This is a genomic window from Trichococcus pasteurii (assembly GCF_900112935.1).
GTDB lineage: Bacteria > Bacillota > Bacilli > Lactobacillales > Aerococcaceae > Trichococcus > Trichococcus pasteurii.
In genome coordinates this window covers 42,235-61,981 of record NZ_FONM01000016.1, presented here as the reverse complement: position 1 = coordinate 61,981, position 19,747 = coordinate 42,235, and the positions used below count along the sequence as shown (strand labels likewise).

17 protein-coding genes are annotated in these 19,747 nt (G+C 48.8%); 10 read left to right on the top strand and 7 right to left on the bottom strand.

The features are described 5' to 3' along the window. Positions 1-237: 237 nt before the first annotated feature. Positions 238-654 carry a MarR family winged helix-turn-helix transcriptional regulator gene (locus BM184_RS12140; protein WP_086943549.1) on the bottom strand — a complete coding sequence of 139 codons (417 nt, stop codon included), beginning with the start codon at positions 652-654 and terminating at the stop codon, positions 238-240. 56 nt (positions 655-710) lie between these two features. Continuing rightward, positions 711-1,025, bottom strand: coding sequence for a winged helix-turn-helix transcriptional regulator (locus BM184_RS12135; RefSeq protein WP_218151038.1), 315 nt, complete (start codon positions 1,023-1,025; stop codon positions 711-713). 251 nt (positions 1,026-1,276) lie between these two features. On the opposite strand from BM184_RS12135, the gene BM184_RS12130 reads away from it, so the two are divergent. After that, positions 1,277-2,245 carry an NAD(P)H-dependent flavin oxidoreductase gene (locus BM184_RS12130; RefSeq protein WP_086943547.1) on the top strand — a complete coding sequence of 323 codons (969 nt, stop codon included), beginning with the start codon at positions 1,277-1,279 and terminating at the stop codon, positions 2,243-2,245. A gap of 91 nt (positions 2,246-2,336) precedes the next feature. Here BM184_RS12130 and BM184_RS12125 read toward each other — a convergent pair whose 3' ends face one another. Both BM184_RS12125 and BM184_RS12120 read right to left on the bottom strand, forming a co-directional pair. Beyond that, positions 2,337-2,687 carry a YtxH domain-containing protein gene (locus BM184_RS12125; RefSeq protein WP_086943546.1) on the bottom strand — a complete coding sequence of 117 codons (351 nt, stop codon included), beginning with the start codon at positions 2,685-2,687 and terminating at the stop codon, positions 2,337-2,339. A 140-nt stretch (positions 2,688-2,827) separates the two neighbouring features. Next, positions 2,828-3,700: a MurR/RpiR family transcriptional regulator gene (locus BM184_RS12120; RefSeq protein ID WP_086943545.1), complete on the bottom strand. Its 873-nt coding sequence runs from the start codon at positions 3,698-3,700 to the stop codon at positions 2,828-2,830. 166 nt (positions 3,701-3,866) lie between these two features. On the opposite strand from BM184_RS12120, the gene BM184_RS12115 reads away from it, so the two are divergent. From BM184_RS12115 to BM184_RS12105, 3 genes are all read left to right on the top strand, one after another. Continuing rightward, on the top strand, positions 3,867-5,354 hold the full coding sequence (locus tag BM184_RS12115) for a glycoside hydrolase family 1 protein (RefSeq protein WP_086943544.1): 1,488 nt from the start codon (positions 3,867-3,869) through the stop codon (positions 5,352-5,354). A 166-nt stretch (positions 5,355-5,520) separates the two neighbouring features. Beyond that, a complete protein-coding gene (locus BM184_RS12110) occupies positions 5,521-5,853 on the top strand; it encodes a hypothetical protein (RefSeq protein WP_086943543.1) in 333 nt (110 codons plus the stop codon). Between the two features lie 469 nt (positions 5,854-6,322). Then, positions 6,323-7,753 carry a 6-phospho-beta-glucosidase gene (locus BM184_RS12105; protein ID WP_086943541.1) on the top strand — a complete coding sequence of 477 codons (1,431 nt, stop codon included), beginning with the start codon at positions 6,323-6,325 and terminating at the stop codon, positions 7,751-7,753. Between the two features lie 295 nt (positions 7,754-8,048). Here BM184_RS12105 and BM184_RS12100 read toward each other — a convergent pair whose 3' ends face one another. Both BM184_RS12100 and BM184_RS12095 read right to left on the bottom strand, forming a co-directional pair. Further along, a complete protein-coding gene (locus BM184_RS12100; protein WP_086943540.1) occupies positions 8,049-8,729 on the bottom strand; it encodes a response regulator in 681 nt (226 codons plus the stop codon). Further along, positions 8,729-10,291, bottom strand: coding sequence for a Spo0B domain-containing protein (locus BM184_RS12095; RefSeq protein ID WP_245830765.1), 1,563 nt, complete (start codon positions 10,289-10,291; stop codon positions 8,729-8,731). The genes BM184_RS12100 and BM184_RS12095 overlap by 1 nt, the downstream gene beginning before the upstream one ends. 234 nt (positions 10,292-10,525) lie before the next feature. On the opposite strand from BM184_RS12095, the gene BM184_RS12090 reads away from it, so the two are divergent. The 3 genes from BM184_RS12090 (at position 10,526) to BM184_RS12080 (ending at position 14,137) form a co-directional block, all read left to right on the top strand. Continuing rightward, positions 10,526-11,824, top strand: coding sequence for a 2-hydroxycarboxylate transporter family protein (locus BM184_RS12090; RefSeq protein ID WP_245830772.1), 1,299 nt, complete (start codon positions 10,526-10,528; stop codon positions 11,822-11,824). Between the two features lie 44 nt (positions 11,825-11,868). Then, positions 11,869-13,041: an NAD(P)-dependent malic enzyme gene (locus BM184_RS12085; protein WP_086943539.1), complete on the top strand. Its 1,173-nt coding sequence runs from the start codon at positions 11,869-11,871 to the stop codon at positions 13,039-13,041. 412 nt (positions 13,042-13,453) lie between these two features. Then, the gene (locus BM184_RS12080; RefSeq protein WP_177208652.1) at positions 13,454-14,137 is read left to right on the top strand and encodes an RraA family protein; all 684 of its coding nucleotides are present in this window, start codon (positions 13,454-13,456) and stop codon (positions 14,135-14,137) included. A 65-nt stretch (positions 14,138-14,202) separates the two neighbouring features. On the opposite strand, the gene BM184_RS12075 is transcribed toward BM184_RS12080, so the two are convergent. Then, a complete protein-coding gene (locus BM184_RS12075) occupies positions 14,203-15,360 on the bottom strand; it encodes an ROK family transcriptional regulator (RefSeq protein WP_086943658.1) in 1,158 nt (385 codons plus the stop codon). A 156-nt stretch (positions 15,361-15,516) separates the two neighbouring features. On the opposite strand from BM184_RS12075, the gene xylA reads away from it, so the two are divergent. From xylA to chvE, 3 genes are all read left to right on the top strand, one after another. After that, a complete protein-coding gene (gene xylA, locus BM184_RS12070) occupies positions 15,517-16,824 on the top strand; it encodes a xylose isomerase (protein ID WP_086943537.1) in 1,308 nt (435 codons plus the stop codon). Between the two features lie 52 nt (positions 16,825-16,876). Then, a complete protein-coding gene (xylB, locus tag BM184_RS12065) occupies positions 16,877-18,370 on the top strand; it encodes a xylulokinase (protein WP_086943536.1) in 1,494 nt (497 codons plus the stop codon). A gap of 205 nt (positions 18,371-18,575) precedes the next feature. Further along, entirely contained in the window at positions 18,576-19,664 is a 1,089-nt protein-coding gene (chvE, locus tag BM184_RS12060) for a multiple monosaccharide ABC transporter substrate-binding protein (RefSeq protein ID WP_086943535.1), read from the top strand. Positions 19,665-19,747: the final 83 nt, after the last annotated feature.

Here is a 19,747-nt window from a genome sequence, read left to right as displayed (position 1 = left end):
ATAACCCAAAATACATAGGTATATAAACTGATTAAAGTTATATGTGCGCTTGCAATTTTTTATGTGAGTACAAAGTGCAGTTTCAATGAATGAAAATTAGAAAACGATGAGAAATTTAACTGTGGCAGAACAGGTTTGAAAGAAAATAAGCAACAGATAATATCAGAATGGTGAAAAGGCTCCAACCATGCAATGTCGATGGTTGGAGCCTTTTGCTATGCCGTTGGAATTTGCTGGTTAAAAAAGATTATTTTCCATTTGCTTAAGGAGCCTTCTTAAAAACATCTTCTCATCCAAAGTGATATCCGTTAATAACTTATCTTGCTGTTTTCTCCACATCTCAGTAACCGAGGTTTCCATATTTTTCCCAGCCTCTGTAAGGTAGATCCTATTGGTTCTTTTGTCATCGGGATCTTTTTTTCGCATAATCAGCTCTTTTTTTTCAAGAGCGCTCAGCATATTGGTGACTGTAGGGGCCTCGCAATTCAACTTATTACAAAGTTCAACTTGGGTTAGGCCATCTGCTCTCCAAAGCTTACACAAAAGCTTATCTTGTCCAACATGAAGATTTAAATCATGCAGAAGATGATTATGATTGCGCCTTGTCTCTGACGAAAGTTTATCTAAGAGCACTCTGATTTCATCGTTTAACATGCAGAAATCCCTCCTAATATTAGTTAGTTAGCTAAGCATGAGGCTCCACGCTCATGCTAAAGGTGTGTATTCACTTTCTGGACACCGTACTCTTTACCAAAAATTTCCATCATATCCAGGACAGGAATTAAAGCTTTCCCTTTTTCCGTAAGGGAATATTCTACTTTTGGGGGCACTACTGGATAAACATCACGTTTAATGACGCCATCATGCTCTAATTCCCTTAATTGCTTAGTGAGGGAGCCTTGCGAAAGATCCTGCAGGTAATTTTTAATTTCGGAATAACGACGTTTTTCGGCCTTCAAATACCAGAGAATGAAATATTTCCATCGTCCTGATAAAATGTTTTGAGAAAATGCTATCGCGTACATATCTTGTTGCTCATCTATAAATTCTCTTTGAAATCCATCCATACAAACTCTCATTTTATCCGCTCCCAGTCTATAGTACAAATAAATGTACTAGGTTCATTTATATTGCCCACTTCACAACTGCATCCAATACCCTTATGATTGTACCAACAAACCAAAATAAACCATTTCGGCATGCAACAGGATGGTGGGCTTTTGGGTGTATAGTTAGCAAGCTAATTAAATTATAACACATTAAGGAGAACTGAGTCATGAATAATCGCATCACAGAAATACTAGGTATAGAATATCCCATCATTCAAGGACCAATGGCATGGCTTACCAATGCGGAATTGGTTGCTGCTGTCAGCGATGCTGGTGGTTTGGGTGTTCTAGGTCCAAACGCGGGACAGACAACTGTGACGAAATCTATAGAAGAAACTGCAGAACGAATGAGACGAGAAATCAAGAAGACGAAGGAGTTAACGGATAAACCATTTGCGGTTACGTTAATTGTTGATTATGATTTATCCTTCACATCACCCATCTTACAAATTGTGATTGAGGAAGGCGTTAAAGCCGTCTTAATCAATGGTATTTTGGATGAAAACATCTTTAAGCAATTAAAAGAACACAACATTAAAATTATTTTCAGACCACAAACGCCATCCATTGCGGATGCCCAAGCAGCTGAAAAAATGGGGGCTGACATTTACGTGGCCACAGGATTTGATGAAGGTGGAACAGTGCCGGACAGAGTCATCGGTACATTCACCGTAGTACCAATGATTGTGGATGCAGTTCAGGATATGCCGGTAATGGCTGCTGGCGGAATCGCAGATGTTCGCGGAGTGCGGGCCGCCTTCGCGCTCGGAGCAGAAGGGGTTTTTGCCGGCAGTCGCTTCATTCCGGTTACCGAAAGTCCCGCCGCTGAAAATGTTAAGCAATTGATTGTGGACTCAACTGCGGAAGACTTGCTGTTGTTCAGGACAGTACCATCTTATTACCGTTCCCTACCAGGAAAATTGGCTAAAAAACTAGTGGAAATGGATCAACTAGGAGCAAGCAGAGAAGAGATTGCCCAGAAGATGAACGGGACTAGAAATATGAAAGTCGGGATGCTGGAAGGCGATACTGAAGAAGGCTATGTTTCTGTGGGGACAGGTATCACGCCGATTAAGAAGATTCAGAGTGTTGAGGAAGTTGTTTTAGAATTGATGCAAGATTTTGTTGAAAATTAATTCCAATAAAAAAAGGTCTCAATCATCGAAATACGGTGATTGGGACCTTTATTAATCTGGAATTGTTATGTCCAACGGCATCTGCTTGCACTCACAATGTCTTCAGCGCTTCCTCGATCGGATCAAGTTCGTCCGACTCGGTCGCTTGCGCTTCCGTTTCGGCATCGAATCTTACCTCGGCTTCAGGGGCTTTTGCGGCGAATTTTTGTTTCACTGTGTCGGTTGTTTCCTGGGCTTTTTCTTTGACTTGTTCGACGGCCTCTTTCGCAGTTTCTTTGGCGGTTTCCTTGACCTGATCGGTGTAGTCCATCACCTTGTCCAACGTCTCATCGGCTTTGTCTGCCAAATCTTTGCGGATGTCCTTACCAGGCTTCGGTGACAGCAGCAGGGCGATGCCTCCGCCGATCACAAGCCCTTTGACGAAACTAGAAAATTTTCCCATTGTCGGTTCCTCCTTTATTTAGTCCAAATACCACTATACAAATGAACGGATTGGATGCTTGAAGAAAAAATAAAGACGATTTTACACCTTCAGTATAAGTCACGCCCAAAATTAAACAAAACAAAAACCACTGGCTCTCACTAAATATCGCTCATCTTCTTGTTGATCTGAACCATACTCAGCCGGCCGGTGTGCTCCAGCATGTATTCGTAGTTGGCCAAGTAGTCCTTTTCGAAAATGCCGCTGTAAAAAAGATCAAGGATATAGCTGAAACCGGCGGAAGAAGCGAATTGGCCGATTTTTGAATAATACTTTTCCCAAGGCGGGATGAAGAAGTTGTAGTCGCAGGCGTCACTGAGGCTGTTCTGTCCGAATGACGTGATCGAGATCGTCTTCGTTCCACCGTAGCGGCACAGTTTGGCATCGCCTATCGTTTCGCGGGTTTCGCCGGTATAGGACAACAGGATCGCCACATTTTCTTCATTGGAACGGCTAGCGTAATAGTCCTGTTCGCCCGGACCGCTGGCGACGATCACGCGTTTGCCGATGCGCATGCAATGGTACTGGAACTCTTTGGCATGGGCGATCGTCGAATGGGAACAGTAGACGTTGATCGTTTCGGCCGACTCCAGAATCGCGACGGCCTCCTGCAAGTGTACGTAATCCAGTAGGCTCTTGGTCTCTTCGATGGCGGCTTCCTTCAAGGCTGCGATATTGGTTGCGATTTTCTGCACTTTGTCGCCGCTTTGGATCGGAAAGTTGGCATCCAATTTTTCGGCTGACGGGGAGTCCGACTTCTGTTCCGTCAAGTACTTCAGTTTGAAGTCATTGAAGCCTTTGTAACCGAGCTTCTGGCAGACCCGGACGACGGTGGCGTTCGATGTGAAGGTGTGCTTGGCCACTTGTAAAGTCGTCATATCTACGACGCTGTCAAAATGATTGATGAAATATTCCACTACTGCCTTTTCCGTCCCGGAAAAGGATTCCGAAGCAAGCTTCGTCTGCAAATCCATTTATCCATTCACCTCATTCGATATCATGTAATCCGTAATGCCGTTACAAGCAAACGGCACAATAAAAACAAATTGTGTAACTGCTTTCCGGATGCTCCCGGAAGTATATACGGGGCATCTCTTAAAAGTTATGATAGCACTAATAAAAGCTTTAGAGGAGGAAAAAATGAATACATTTCCGGAAGGATTTCTCTGGGGCGGCGCCATCGCCGCCAACCAGGCGGAAGGTGCCTGGAACGTGGACGGAAAGGGCATGTCGGTAGCCGATGTCGCCCGTTTCAAACCAAGCATCTCAGTAGAGGACTACAAATCGCAATGGCACGTTTCCTTGGAGGACATCGCCATCGCGAAGGAGACCGATGATGTCGTTTATTATCCGAAAAGAAGGGGCATAGACTTCTTCCACCGCTACAAGGAGGACATCGCTTTGTTCGCTGAAATGGGCTTCAAGGTGCTGCGCGTTTCGATCGCCTGGACGCGGATTTTCCCGAACGGAAACGAAGCGGAGCCGAACCAGAAAGGCATGGACTATTACCGCGACCTGCTGGAAACACTGCGGGCGCACAATATCGAGCCGTTGGTGACGCTGTCGCACTATGAAATGCCGCTCTATCTGGTGGAAAATTATGACGGCTGGGTTTCGCGTGAGGTCGTCGGTTTCTTCACCAAATTCAGCGAGACGGTCTTCCGTGAGTACAAGGATCTGGTGACCTACTGGCTCTCCTTCAACGAAATCGACAGCGTCTTCCGCCACCCATTCACGACGGTCGGTGTGATCGAAGAAAAATACGCCGACAAAAAAGCCGCTGAAGAAGCCATCTACCAAGCGCTGCACCACCAGTTCGTGGCCAGTGCGCAAGCGACCAAGCTGTTGCGCGAAATCATCCCGGGTGCGCAGATGGGCGCGATGCTGACGAAGACGATGACCTATGCGGAAACCTGCGATCCGGATGAGGTGCTGATGGCGCAAAAAGCCAACCGCGACAACCATTTCTATGCGGATGTGCAGATTTTCGGGGAATATCCGAAGCATGTATTGAATTACTTCGAAGAGAACGGCTTCCAGATCGCTTGGACCGATGAAGACCTGCAGCTGTTGAAGGATTACACTGTCGACTTCCTTTCCTTCAGCTACTACATGTCGATGGTCGTGTCAAAAAACGCGGCCCAGCGCGAAAAAGTCGGAGGAAACCTGATGACCGGCGTGAAGAATCCGTATCTGAACACCTCCGAGTGGGGCTGGCAAGTCGATCCGGTCGGGTTGCGCATTTCCCTGATCGACCTCTATGACACGTACCGCATTCCGCTGTTCGTCGTCGAGAACGGCATCGGCTCGACCGATATGCTGACCGCAGACGGCACCGTCGAGGACGATTACCGGATCGCTTATTTCCGCGACCATTTCGAACAGATGAACTTGGCCATCAAGGACGGCGTCGAGCTGATGGGGTACACAAGCTGGGGCTGCATCGACATCGTCAGCGCTTCGACTTCCCAGATGACGAAACGCTACGGCTTCATCTATGTGGATGCCGACGATCTAGGCAACGGCACCTACAACCGCTTCAAAAAGAAATCCTTCCATTGGTACAAGGATGTCATCGAAACGAACGGAGCCAGCCTGTACACTGAACTGCAGCCTGCAACAAAATAATCACGAGAACCATATCGTGTGGTTCGACATGCCATCCGATATGGTTTTTGTACGTTTGGAAAAATTGTACAGCCGCTCGGATGGGCGTATAATCGAGTTGAGGAAACTATCTGATAACACAATTGTGATGTGCGTCTGTTCTGGTACAGAAAAGAGGGAAAACAGTATGAAGAATCGATTTCTTCCGCAAACGTCCAAAGGCAAATGGTCCGTGAGTCTATTTGCTGCTTTCCTTGTGCTGGGGATTGCAGGGAACCGGATTTCCAACGCGACAGTAAATGCCATCGAATATCCCAATCCGATCAACAGCCCCTTGTTGGGGAGCGTGATCTATCTTGCTTTTACGGCTGCGATATTGGCTTCGCTGATGGGAATCCTGGCCGTAAAGAAGGATCATGAGCGCTCGCTTCTGGTGTTCCTGTTGATACTGCTCGGCCTGTTCTTTTTTATCGCCCTAGTGGGGTTTATGATTGCCAATCTTATCGGCCCGCCGGACTGATAAGACGGGTAAGGCGCTCTTAACAGGGGCGTCTTTTTGTTTGGGGATGTGGCTGCGCTTCGGACATTCGGAAATACCAACTTGAACCGAGTTGCTCAACTCCGGTCAGCGGATGCTGGCCGGAGTTGGATGTCTTGCGGGCGTCTGTCTTCCGGCGAAGCCGCAGTGGTCGGAGGTGATGATCTTTTTGGAACTCCTCCTCCGGCAGTGGGGGTTCTCACCGGAGAAAAAGATAATATGCTTTTTAAAGAAAGACAATCGTGCTTTCGTTTTTGACTGTGAGTCCACAATAATTTGATTCCTTGTCTAACAATATTTACATTGTCCATCCAAAAGTGTTAGTATTATTAATGTAACCGATACCGGGAATGTTCAATGGAATGGTAGCGGTTGCTGAAAGCTTTTGCATGAGCGGAAGCGATGAAACTGTATGTAACGTTTATGTATAAAAGATCGAGGAGGATGGCAAATGGCTTTAAGAGAAGACTTTTTATGGGGCGGCGCTACTGCTGCCAATCAATGTGAAGGTGGATACAACGAAGGTGGCCGTGGCTTAGCGAACGTTGACGTTGTTCCCGTCGGCAAGGACAGAGGGGCCGTCATCACAGGCAAAATGAAAATGTTCGATTTTGACGATGAGCATTTCTATCCTGCATTGGAAGCTATCGATATGTACCACCGCTATAAAGAAGACATCGCACTATTCGGCGAAATGGGCTTCAAAACCTACCGTTTATCGATCGCATGGACACGCATCTTCCCTAACGGCGACGAAACGGAGCCGAACGAAGAAGGTCTGAAATTCTATGAAGACCTGTTCAAAGAGTGCCATAAATACGGCATCGAGCCATTAGTGACAATCACCCATTTCGATTGCCCGATGCACTTGATCAAAGAATACGGCGGCTGGCGCAACCGCAAAATGGTCGGATTCTATGAGAATCTGTGCCATGCAATCTTCAATCGCTATAAAGGACTTGTTAAATATTGGTTGACTTTCAATGAAATCAACATGATCCTGCATGCACCATTCATGGGTGCCGGTCTGTACTTCGAAGAAGGCGAAAATGAAGAACAAGTCAAATTCCAATCTGCGCACCATGAGTTGGTGGCCAGCGCAATCGCTACGCGCATCGCGCATGAAGTCGATCCTGAAAACCAAGTGGGCTGTATGTTGGCTGCCGGGAACTACTATCCATATACTTGCGACCCTAAAGACGTATTCAAAGCGCAAGAAGAAGACCGTGAAAACTACTTCTTCATCGATGTGCAATCACGCGGCGAATACCCTGCTTACGCACTGAAAAAATTGGAACGCGAAGGCATCAAAATCGAGATGGAGGAAGGCGACAAAGAAATCCTGAAAGCAAACACAGTCGATTTCATTTCCTTCTCCTACTATTCTTCACGCGTAGCTTCTGCTGATCCTGAAGTGAACGCAAAAACAGGCGGCAACATTTTTGAATCCGTCAAAAATCCTTATTTGGATGCGAGCGAATGGGGCTGGCAGATCGATCCATTGGGACTGCGCATCACGATGAATGCGATGTACGATCGCTACCAAAAACCATTGTTCATCGTTGAAAATGGCTTGGGAGCTGTCGATGTACCTGATGAAAACGGCTACGTCGAAGACGATTACCGCATTGCTTACATGGCTGCGCATATCGAAGCCATGAAAGATGCCGTGAACTTGGATGGCGTCGACCTGTTGGGCTACACCAGCTGGGGCTGTATCGACCTTGTCAGCGCGGGAACGGGCGAAATGAAGAAACGTTACGGTTTCATCTACGTCGACCGCGACAACGAAGGCAACGGCACGCTGAAACGTACGAAGAAAAAATCCTTCGACTGGTACAAACAAGTCATCGCCAGCAACGGAGAAGATTTGTCGTTCTAAGGGCCAATTGGTTCGCTTGCGGACGCAAGCGGAAATTGCATAAGACACAAAAATAGCAGCAGCGAGGCATCTTTTGCCTCGCTGCTGCTATTTTTGTGGTTTGCTCGTTGCCGGGCGTTGTCATCTCCGGCGAGGGCCGGATCCCCGGAGTTCGCGGAGAAATCCGATCATTACCTCCGACGAGGGATTGCCCCCCGGAGATAACCGACTAATCCGACTGTCACCACCGGCGTAGACCCGCTCACCGGTGGTGACAACCGAAACCGACCATCAAACTCCGGCCAAGCCACTCCAATTATTTTTTCCGGTAAAACGCGGTCGGTCTTCCGACCGTTCCGTATTCCAGCCTCATTTCAATGACCTGTTTGTCCTCCAGATAGCGCAGATATTTCCTGACCGATACATGCGACAGGTTCGCCAGACTGGTGATGTCGTTTACGGTGAAATCGCCTTTCTGTTGGTCGATGCAAGCCATAATCATAGTCAACGTCGAAGGGGTCAACCCCTTGTCGATTGCATCATTATCCTTCTCTTCAGGCTGCTTATCAAGCGATCGGAACTGATCCAGCTGTTTTTGAGTGATTGGCTTCCGAGAGTTGAGCAGTTCCTGGCGCTGCACGAAAGCTTCGATGCTCTTTTCGAAGCGTTTGAACTGGAACGGCTTGAGGATGTAGTCGACGATGCCGCACTGCAGGCCGATCCGGATGGCTTCCTGTTCGCCGGCCGCAGTGATCATGATCAGGTCGGCCGGGTAATCCCTTTTCCGCAGTGCCCGGATCAGATCCAAACCGCTCTTGCCCTGGATGTTGACATCGACCAGCAGCAAATCGTAGGTATGCTTGCTGGTCAAACGGATGGCCTCATCGAAGCTGCCGCAAGTCCCGGATACGATAAAGCCGGGTATTTTCTCGAGATAGCGACGATTGATGGACAATACCATCGGATCGTCCTCCACAATCAATACGTGATAGACCATCAGTTACCTTCCTTTCGGTACGCCGTCTTCAGAGAAATCTTAACCCGGCGCTCATTGCTTTCGATTTCCAGTTGCCCGTCCACTCTTTTCAGCAGTTGGGTAATGACCGGCGCATGCAGTTCTTCCGTCAGCTGCTCTTTCATGGCGGGCTCCAACTGCAATTCGTAAACGGTCTCCAACCGGTCGTTCCAGAAGCCAAAATGGATCTGCAGATCGTCCGCCAACCGGTTCTCCAAAATGAATTGGTCCAGGAAACGGATGATGTTGATCCAGCATTGGACAGCCGTATGATCGGTGGTCGGCGGCACATCCGGGTAGACTTCAATCATGAACGGATAGTTCTGCTCCGTGAATTTGCTGCGTTCGCCGATCAGGAAGCCGGCGATGACCGGATTTTTGACCAGGAAAATCATGCGGTGCGAAAATTCCTGCTCCGGTTCGAGTATTTTGCCTAAGTAGTCGTTCAATTCCTCATATTCCTCCAAGTCCGCCAAGCCGTAGATGACATGCAGCTTGTTCAGGAAATCATGCGATTGCGTCTGCAGGGTGGTGGTGTAGGTGGCCGCGTTGAACAGCTGATCCGTCAGCAGATAGAGCTCCGTGGCATCACGCATCAGGATGATTTGGCCGATGACCTTCCTGGCGACGGTGATCGGGGCTGTCGAAAGCAAGTAGTCCACGCCGTCCTGATGATAGATCCGGTCAGTCGTTTTGTCTTTCCCGGCCAACAGCTGCAAGTCCTGCGCTACAGGCAAAAGCGATTGGACGGGCAGGCCAACGATGGCCTGCCCATCCAACTCGTCCCGTTGGAACAGTTTTTTGGCCTCCAGATTGGACAGGACGACCCGGTTGTCCTTGTCGGTGACGAGGATGGCGTCTTTCGTGTTCTCCAGCATCGCATTGCGTTCTTCCAATAATCGGGCTATTTCGATTGGCTCCAGATTGTACATTTGGTTTTTCAGCTGGAATGCCGTGAAGATTGCGGCACCGATGCCGAACAGCAGGCTGACGGCAAAGCTGACGGAGAAGGGCTGCATCGTTTTCTTAGCGATCGAAGCGAGCGTGGTCGTCTTGATGCCGATCGCGACGACGCCGATTTCCACGTTTTCAGCATTGAAGACAGGGACGAAGGCGCGCAGCGATTGCCCCAACGTACCTTGCGCAATCGAAGTTGTCTCCTGGCCCGAAAGCGCGTCCTCTTCATCGCCGCCCTGGAAGGGGGCATTGATCTTTTCCGGATCGGGATGGGTGAGGCGGATGCGGTCCATCGTCATGACCACGACGAAGTCCAGCTGATAGGTTTCGGTTATCTGATTGGCATAGGTTTGCACTTCCGGATTGGTGGCGCCGTTGCTCAGCGTTTGGATCACCAAAGGCTGAGCGGCCACGATTTCGGCGATGGACAGGAGCTGTTCCTCTTCCTGCGTCTGCGTCGCTTCATAGATGCGGTTCGTCAGCGAGAGGTAGAGGACGCTGACCGTCAGTGCCACCGTGATCAATACCATGAAGGTCAACTTCACCCATAAGCGCTGGTTTTTCCATTTTTGCTTCAGTTTGATCATTCCTCCATGTTCCCCTCCTATTACACAGCCATTATACCAAATGAAAAGTAGGCGTTCTCAATTTAATTAATTGAATAACGCTTAAATTAATTAAATAATCTATTTTAAATCTGTAAGCGGTAGCATAATGAAACCAGGTTAAAGAAAGCGCTTTATGAATTGCGGTTAATCAAAAGGAGGAGAAGGAAAGTGAGAGACACGACAAAAGAATTGGAGCTTGAACAGCTCCCGGGCATTTCCGAGTTGACGGTTTTCGACAGATTCAAGAACGCGAAGGTAGGCGCGATTCCGCTGCCGACTTATCTCGTGATGTCAGCCATTATAATAGCTTCTGCGTATCTGGGCGAATTGCCCGTCAACATGCTGGGCGGTTTCGCAGTCATCTTGAGTTTGGGTTGGCTTCTGGGTGGAATCGGTGCTAGCATCCCGGGATTGAAAAATTTCGGGGGATCGGCCATCCTGTCGCTGATGGTGCCATCGATCATGGTATTCATGAATGTATTCAACCAAAATACGCTGGATGCAGCGAACATGCTGATGAGGGAAGCGAACTTCCTGTATTTCTACATCGCCTGTCTTGTCTGCGGAAGTATCCTGGGGATGCACCGCAAGATTCTGGTGCAAGGCTTGATTCGGATGATCATTCCGATGGCAGTGGCGATGATCGCTGCATTGATTGTCGGAACTTCAGTTGGAACTTTGTTGGGATTGGGTTTTGAGCATACGCTCTTCTACATCGTGACACCGATCATCGCCGGTGGAATCGGCGAAGGCATCCTGCCGTTATCATTAGGCTACAGCGCCATCACCGGCATCCCGAGTGGGGAATTGGTTGGTCAACTGATTCCAGCAACCATCATCGGAAACTTCTTCGCAATCATCTGCTCCGGTATTTTGAATCGCCTAGGCGAAAAATATCCTGAGAAAAGTGGCAAGGGCCAATTGATCAAATTCGGCGGCGACGACGATATGGCTGATGCCATGCAGGAAGACAAGAGCCCGCTGGACATCAAATTGATGGGCGCCGGCGTGTTGACGGCCTGCACACTCTTCATCGCAGGCGGACTTTTGGAAAGACTTACGGGCTTCCCGGGACCAGTCCTGATGATCCTGATCGCTGCAAGCATCAAATACTTGAGCCTGTTGCCTAAAGATGTTGAAAAAGGCTCAAAACAATTGTACAAATTCGTTTCCGGTAACTTCACTTTCCCGTTGATGGTCGGCTTGGGCTTGCTGTACATCCCGCTTAAAGACGTCGTCGGCATGCTTTCTTGGCAGTATTTCGTGGTCGTGATCTCAGTCGTATTGACCGTTGTCCTGACCGGTTTCTTCGTCGGTGGGAAAATGAACATGAACCCGATCGAAGCAGCAATCGTAACGGCTTGCCAAAGCGGCATGGGCGGAACCGGGGATGTTGCTATCCTATCGGCTTCCAACCGTATGAACCTGATGCCGTTTGCCCAAGTAGCTACACGTTTGGGTGGAGCCATCACCGTCATTTCCATGACATCCTTGTTGCGTTTCCTGTTCTAACAACATAAAAAAACTAAAACGAGAAGAAAGAGAGTGTGTTCATTATGACAAATGTAAATGAAAAAGCATTGGCTATCAGCAAAAAATTCGGCGGTAAATTGGAGGTCATCTCAAAAGTGCCGATCGAAACAATGGAAGATCTGAGCATCGCCTATACACCGGGCGTCGCAGCCGTCTGCATGGAAATCGCGAACAACAAAGAATCCGTCTATACTTATACCACTAAAAAGAACCTGGTTGCCGTCGTAACGGATGGATCGGCTGTCCTGGGCTTGGGCAATATCGGACCGGAAGCAGCCATTCCGGTTATGGAAGGCAAAGCGGCCTTGTTCAAACGCTTCGGGAATGTGGATGCCGTTCCTATTTCCTTGAATACGCAGGATGTTGAAGAAATCATCTCGCACGTTGCTGCTATCGCACCTTCTTTCGGCGGGATCAACCTGGAAGACATCAGCGCGCCTCGCTGCTTCGAAATCGAACGCCGCTTGAAAGAGATGTTGGACATTCCGGTCTTCCATGATGACCAACACGGGACCGCGATTATTGTTCTGGCTGCCCTTTACAATTCCTTGCGCCTGACAGGCAAAAAAATCGATGAGATTCAAGTGGTCGTCAATGGCGGCGGTGCTGCAGGGATCGCCATCAGCCAAATGTTCCTTTCCGCTGGCATCAAGAACCTGATGGTCGTGGACCGCACCGGCATCATTTCCGAAAACGATCCTGAATTGGCCGAACGCCATGTAGAAATCTCAAAAGTTACGAACCGCAGTTTCAGAACCGGAACTTTGGAGGATGCAGTTGTCGGAATGGACGTATTCGTCGGCGTATCCGCGCCAGGCGTCCTGAAGAAGGAATGGATCGCAACCATGAACGAAAAACCGGTCATCTTCGCGATGGCGAACCCGACACCGGAAATCTTCCCGGATGAAGCAAAAGCAGGCGGCGCCTACATCGTCGGCACCGGCCGCAGCGACTTCCCGAACCAAATCAACAATGTGCTCGCATTCCCGGGAATCTTCCGCGGAGCCTTGGATGCCCGTGCCAAAGACATCACTATCGAAATGCAACTTGCCGCAGCGCGCGGTATCGCCAGCATCGTCAGTGATGAGGAACTGAACGTGGACTACATTATGCCGGATGTTTTCACTCCGGGCGTAGCCGCCATCGTAGCCGCCAGCGTTATGAACGCAGTCAAAAAAGAGGAAGTACTTGTTTAAAAAGTAGAGAACGAAGAAGCTGCCTCCAGAGTGAGGCAGCTTCTTCTGCCGCGTCCGCTAATCGGAGGAGAGCAACAGATTACGTGCTCAAATTCGATGAAGGACCCACTCGCCGGAGTACGACGCTAACAATCAGCCTTACTTCCGATAAAGCCGACCTTATCGGAGGACACCAATTAAATGCTTGCTCAACTTCGGCGAAGCCTGCGTTCGCCGGAGAAGGAGCTAAAATTCGACAATCTGATTGCGCACGGGTCCAACGGATTATTGTTTCGTCTGTCTGATTTGTCGGAAAAGTGTTTTTCCTTTGTTTTTCATGTCTCTAGCATATATACAAAAAAACGTCTATTCTGATATGGTTGAGTCAACAGTATGCTTTTTTGGGAAAAATCAAAAAAATGGAGGCATAAACATGAGCGAGAACAAGCAAAGAATGGGCTTCAGAATCTACAAGGACATCCCCAGACCGACACCGGAACTGTTGGAAAGGTTGAACAAATTCACCGTGCCGGAACTGTGCGACGGGATGGACGTCTTCCGCGCAATGGATTACCAGATCAAGCCAATGGTAACGACGCAAAAAATTATCGGGCCTGCCGTCACGCTGCAGTTACTGCTCGGCGACAGCCTGATTGTGCCGAAAGCTTTGGAGGTAGCGCAACCGGGTGACATCATCGTCATCGATGCGAAAGGCAGCTGCAACAATGGCGTTTGGGGCGATAACCGCAGCCGCGTGGCCAAAGCGATTGGCTTAGCCGGCGTCGTGATCGACGGTGCCTTCCGCGATATCGAAGAAAATGAAGCACTCGGCTTCCCAATCTATGCCCGGGCGAACACCTGCGGCAGAAGCACAAGGGGCGCGAAGGGGGAAGTCAATGTACCGATTTCCTGCGGCGGCGTGTCGGTGCGCCCCGGGGACATCATAGTTGGGGACCGCAACGGGGTCGTCGTGATTCCGTTGGAGCATGCCGAGGAAATCATCCAAGCAGCCCAAGAGCAGGTGGATAAGATGGAGGCGCAGATTGCCAAATTCGAGGCGACCGGACAGATCGTCCCGGACAGCCTGGAAGCGGAATTGAAAAGATTAGGCTACTAAAAAGAGACAACAACTCAAAATACAAAGACAAAACCACCTGTGCAGGGAGCGCGGGTGGTTTTGTCTTAGTTTTCGGTATTCATTTTCAGGTTTTGGATGTTCAGGAAATTTTGTGTGGACTTGGCCACACCCCCGAACAAGGTCGCTTTCCGCTTGAGCGAGCTGCTGATGACACGCGTATCGCACGAAAATTTACCTTTGAGGTCCCCTTTAAGGATGCTGATCAACTCAGGGATTTGCGAATAAATGGAACTGTTGATCACCACCAGATCGGGCTCGTAGATCACCGCCAGATTATTGACGGCGATGCTCAAATAATGCGCATTGGTCCGCAGGGTTTTTTGGATAACGGGATCGCCTTTTTTGTAGCGTTCGATCACCAAGGACGAATTAATGTCCGGCAACGCAAGCATCTGTTCCAGTTCGCTGTAGATGGCTTGATGGGAAGCGTATTGTTCCAAGCAGCCTTCATTTCCGCAAGGACACTTCCGGCCATCCGGGTAGAGGATGCTGTGGCCGATTTCACCCGCTTTTCCGGTTTTGCCGGTCCGCAGTTTCCCATTTTCGACGATGCCCGCGCCGATGCCCGTGTGGATGCTCAGGCTGACGACACTGTCCGAACTGGATCCGAACGTATATTCACCGAGCGCTGCCAGATTCGCTTCATTTTCCAAATGCACGTAGAAGGGATACACATCCTCCAGCTGAACTTTAAGGTCGCTCTGCAACGTATAGTTAGGCGTGAAAACAATTTCTTCCTGATCGACGAGGCCGTGGATCGCAACGCAGAGTCCGATGATGCCGTGCGGGGTTTCCTCCGCATGCTGCATCAGCTTCTCGACCAGTTCCGTGATATGGGAGAGGGCGTTTTCTGCAGAAACTTTGATGCCTTTGATTTCGGCTTCATACAGGACTTTTCCGTCGACATAAGCGATGAGTCCTTCTACATAATTGGGTGCGATGTCCACCGAAAGGGTGAGCGCGGCTTTCCCGTTGAAAGTGAGCATGATCGGCTTTCTGCCGCCGATTCTGGCTGCGTCACCAATCCGGTCTTCGTGGATCAGCTCGTCTTCCAACAGTTTCTTGGTGATTGAGGACATCGAGGCTTTGTTCAGGCCGGTGTGTACGGATAATTCAGCGCGGGAAATTTCTTTCTGGCTGATGATGGCATTCAAAACGGTCGCTTCGTTATTTTCGCGGATTGTGTATTTGCTGTGAATCAAAAAAACCACTCCTTCTTCCTTCGTTATCTATCATATATCTTCTGAAAGCGCTTGACAACTAAAAATTTATCGTTTATATTATGTTCATGAGTTAGTTGAGCGAACTAACCCAAAGGGAAGTTAACAATAAGATACCATTTTTGAGGAGGAAAAGAAATGAGTTATTTTTCAACAGTAGACAAAATCAAATATGAAGGCGTTACCACGGAGAATCCGTTGGCGTTCCGCCATTACAATCCGTCAGAAGTGGTGATGGGCAAAACGATGAAGGAACATTTGCGTTTCGGTGTCGCATACTGGCACACAATGACGCAGGACGGCTCCGATCCTTTCGGAAGCCCTACGAACATCCGCACATGGGAAGGGTCCACTCCAATGGAAACCGCAAAGAACCGCGTGGAAGCTTTCTTTGAAATTTTGGAAAAATTGGATGTTGAATTCTTCTGCTTCCACGATGTCGACATCGCCCCTGAAGGAGATTCGCTGGAAGAATTCTTCAATAATATCGATGAAATCACGGATCTGATCAAAGCGAAGATGGATCAAACCGGCATCAAACTGTTGTGGAATACAGCAAACATGTTCTCCCACCCACGTTATGTGAACGGGGCAGCTTCCTCCAATAGCGCTGAAGTTTTTGCCTATGCGGCAGCACAAGTCAAAAAAGGCTTGGACATCAGCAAGAAATTGGGCGGCGCAAACTACGTCTTCTGGGGCGGCCGTGAAGGCTACGAGTCCTTGTTGAATACGGACATGAAATTCGAGCAAGACAACATCGCGCGTTTGTTCAAAATGGCAGTTGCTTACGGCGAGAAGATCGGCCATAAACCACAATTCCTGATCGAACCAAAACCGATGGAGCCATCCAAGCACCAATATGATTTCGATGCGGCAACAACAATGGCCTTTATTCAAAAATATGGTTTGGAAGGCGACTTCAAGCTGAACCTGGAAGCGAACCATGCGACCTTGGCTGGACATACATTTGAGCATGAAATGAATGTGGCCCGTTGCTACGATGCGCTGGGATCGATCGATGCCAACCAAGGCGACATGCTGTTGGGCTGGGATACAGACGAATTCCCGACAAACATCTATGATACGACATTGGCTATGTATGAAATCCTTGAAAACGGTGGAATTGCGCCGGGCGGAATCAACTTCGATTCCAAAGTACGCCGCTCCTCATTCGAGATGGAAGATCTGTTATTGGCACACATTGCTGGGATGGACACTTTTGCCCGCGGATTGAAAGCTGCTGCTAAGTTGAAAGAGGAACGTTTCTTCGATGATCTGAAAGACAAACGCTATGCCAGCTACAATGAAGGTATCGGCGCAAGAATCTTGTCTGACGAAGAAACTTTAGAATCGTTGACAGAGTATTCCATGCAAAACGGAGACATCAAATTGGAGTCAAGCCATCTTGAATTCGTCAAATCCCGCTTGAACGATTACCTAGTATAATCCATTCCAAAGTCGTTCGGCTGATGGATGCAACAGAAGAGGAGCAGAAGTTATGGCGTATGTGTTAGGAATAGACTTGGGAACAAGTTCATTGAAGGGGTTGCTGCTGGATGAGCACGGTAAAGCAGTAGCTTCCGTCCAAAAAGAGTATCCGCTGATCCATCCGAAATCCGGTTACAGCGAGCAGGATCCGGGACAATGGATCCTGGCCTGCGAGTATGTACTGGACAGGCTGAAGGATGAAGTTGCGGACTTCACCGAAAAATTGGAGGGAATCAGCTTCTCCGGCCAAATGCACAGCTTGGTTGTGCTGGATGAAGAGAATAATGTCCTCCGCAATGCGATCCTGTGGAATGATGTCAGGACAACCAAACAGTGCAAGGCGATCACGGATGCCTTTGGGGAAGAACTGCTTGCGATCACGAAAAACATCGCGTTGGAAGGGTTCACTTTGCCGAAAATTCTATGGATCCAGGAAAACGAGCCGGAAATCTGGGACAAGGTACGGCATATGCTGCTGCCGAAAGATTATCTGGGATATTGGATGACCGGCACCATGCATATGGATTACTCGGATGCAGCCGGCACGCTGCTTCTGGATGTGGAAAAGAAAGAATGGTCCGAAGCTATTCTCGAAAAATTCCTCATCCCGGCTGCTTATCTTCCGGAATTGATCGGATCTTCGGGCACGACAGGAAACCTGCGGCCGGAACTGGCGAACCGCTTCGGCTTTGAAAAGGAAGTAAAAATATTTGCGGGTGGGGCGGATAACGCCTGCGCTGCGATCGGCGCCGGTATCGTGAATGCTGAGACAGGCATGGCCAGCATCGGAACATCCGGTGTATTCCTCGCATTTGAGCATTCGGCTGAGCAGGATTACCAAGGCAAATTGCATCTGTTCAATCACACCATTGAGAATGGCTACTACTCGATGGGCGTCACCTTGGCGGCGGGCCACAGCCTCAACTGGTTCAAGGATACATTCGCGCCGGACAGCACGTTCGAAGAACTACTTGAAGGTATGGATGCGATCAAACCCGGTGCGGATGGTTTGTTGTTCACCCCTTATATCGTCGGGGAACGCACGCCGCATGTCGACAGCAAAATCCGCGGCAGTTTTATCGGGATGGACACGAATCATACGATCAAACATTTTGCGCGAGCGGTCCTGGAAGGGATCACCTTCTCCTTGAAGGATTCGCAAGTATTGATGGAAAAAGTGGCGGGCAAATCCTTTAAGCGGGTTGTTTCCGTTGGCGGAGGCGCCAAAAATCCGGATTGGCTGCAGATTCAAGCAGATGTTTTCGATGCCGAAATCACTTGTCTGGAAGTCGAACAGGGACCTGGTTTGGGTGCTGCAATGCTGGCTGCGGTCGGACTCGGGTGGTTCCCGACAGTGACTGCTTGCGCGGACGTGTTTGTTGCCTACAAGGATGTCGTCCGGCCGATTCCGGAAAACGTTGCAGCCTACCAAAAAATATATGCACTGTACACGCAAGTATACGGAGCAACAAAAGAATTGTGTCATGCATTGGCGAAAGAATAACAGTCTGTTTGTGCAGAAGCTTGAGTGTGAAACGTTAAGATTTTGGGTTTGAATCATGGGAACGAATCGTGGCTGGATGGGTTGCATACCATCCAGCCACGATTCGCGAAGTGATGCCAAGGAACCGATAACCCATTTAATGTAAGCGTTATCCTCGGTGGGTGTGGTAAAGATGTAAAATTAATCAGCAGTGGAGGAATTCGGAATGAAATTCAGTTTGAAAAAAGGTATCCTTGCAACAGCAACTTTGTTATCTGCAGTGGTCTTGGGAGCTTGCGGAAGTGGCAACGCTTCTACCGGAGAAAGTGGTTATGTCGGGATTGCGATGCCAACGAAATCGATGGAACGATGGATTTCGGACGGCAACAATATGGTGACGGAATTGGAGAAGCTGGGTTATAAAACGGACTTGCAATACGGAGAAGACAAAGTCGAAAATCAGATTGCGCAAATCGAGAACATGATCACGAAAGGTGTAGATCTTTTGGTTATAGCCCCGATCGATGGTTCTGCTTTAACAAACGTTTTGGAAAAAGCTGCGAACGAGGATATTGAAGTCATCGCTTACGACCGTCTGTTGATGAATTCCGAGCATGTGGATTATTATGCCACATTCGATAACTTCGGCGTTGGCGTTCTACAGGCTTCATATATCGAAGATGCACTGAACTTGAGTGAAGGTGAAGGCCCTTATAATATTGAATTATTCAGTGGATCTCCAGATGACAATAATGCACTAATCAATTATGCAGGCGTGATGTCCGTGTTTCAACAGTACCTTGACAGTGGACAACTGGTCGTTCCTTCCGAGCAAACAAAATTCAACCAAATCGCCACACTGCGCTGGGATGGATCGACTGCTCAGGGACGGATGGATAATCTGTTGAGTGCAAACTACGCGGACAAGCAATTGGATGCCGTCTTGTCTCCTAATGATACAATCAGTTTAGGGATCATCTCTTCTCTGAAGGGGGTGGGCTACGGGTCTGCGGATAAACCGATGCCGGTTATCACAGGGCAGGATGCTGACCAGGCTGGTGTGAAATCGATCATTGCAGGCGAACAAACACAGACGGTATTCAAAGATACGCGTGTTCTGGCTAAAAATACAATCGAGATGATCGAAGCCATCTTCAAGGGTGAAGAAGTACCGGTAAATGATACCGAAACCTACGACAACAGCGTTAAAGTGGTGCCGACCTATTTGGCAAACCCGATCTCTGTCGATAAAGAGAACTATAAGGCAGAACTGATCGATACGGAATATTACACTGAAGAAGATTTAGCGCAGTAAACGATAGGAACGAACACAGGCTGTCTCATTTCGAGGCGGCCTTTCGCCGTTCTCCTCCGGCGAACGGAGGCTTCGCCGGAGGA

What these genes read in the sequence shown, in the direction of transcription:
- xylB (WP_086943536.1), top strand. Translation starts at nt 16,877, where the DNA reads ATGGCGTATGTGTTAGGAATAGACTTGGGAACAAGTTCATTGAAGGGG.
- chvE (WP_086943535.1), top strand. Translation starts at nt 18,576, where the DNA reads ATGAAATTCAGTTTGAAAAAAGGTATCCTTGCAACAGCAACTTTGTTA.
- BM184_RS12130 (WP_086943547.1), top strand. Translation starts at nt 1,277, where the DNA reads ATGAATAATCGCATCACAGAAATACTAGGTATAGAATATCCCATCATT.
- BM184_RS12095 (WP_245830765.1), bottom strand. Translation starts at nt 10,291, where the DNA reads ATGATCAAACTGAAGCAAAAATGGAAAAACCAGCGCTTATGGGTGAAG.
- BM184_RS12140 (WP_086943549.1), bottom strand. Translation starts at nt 654, where the DNA reads ATGTTAAACGATGAAATCAGAGTGCTCTTAGATAAACTTTCGTCAGAG.
- BM184_RS12105 (WP_086943541.1), top strand. Translation starts at nt 6,323, where the DNA reads ATGGCTTTAAGAGAAGACTTTTTATGGGGCGGCGCTACTGCTGCCAAT.
- BM184_RS12080 (WP_177208652.1), top strand. Translation starts at nt 13,454, where the DNA reads ATGAGCGAGAACAAGCAAAGAATGGGCTTCAGAATCTACAAGGACATC.
- BM184_RS12125 (WP_086943546.1), bottom strand. Translation starts at nt 2,687, where the DNA reads ATGGGAAAATTTTCTAGTTTCGTCAAAGGGCTTGTGATCGGCGGAGGC.
- BM184_RS12085 (WP_086943539.1), top strand. Translation starts at nt 11,869, where the DNA reads ATGACAAATGTAAATGAAAAAGCATTGGCTATCAGCAAAAAATTCGGC.
- BM184_RS12110 (WP_086943543.1), top strand. Translation starts at nt 5,521, where the DNA reads ATGAAGAATCGATTTCTTCCGCAAACGTCCAAAGGCAAATGGTCCGTG.
- BM184_RS12120 (WP_086943545.1), bottom strand. Translation starts at nt 3,700, where the DNA reads ATGGATTTGCAGACGAAGCTTGCTTCGGAATCCTTTTCCGGGACGGAA.
- BM184_RS12100 (WP_086943540.1), bottom strand. Translation starts at nt 8,729, where the DNA reads ATGGTCTATCACGTATTGATTGTGGAGGACGATCCGATGGTATTGTCC.
- BM184_RS12135 (WP_218151038.1), bottom strand. Translation starts at nt 1,025, where the DNA reads ATGTACGCGATAGCATTTTCTCAAAACATTTTATCAGGACGATGGAAA.
- BM184_RS12115 (WP_086943544.1), top strand. Translation starts at nt 3,867, where the DNA reads ATGAATACATTTCCGGAAGGATTTCTCTGGGGCGGCGCCATCGCCGCC.
- xylA (WP_086943537.1), top strand. Translation starts at nt 15,517, where the DNA reads ATGAGTTATTTTTCAACAGTAGACAAAATCAAATATGAAGGCGTTACC.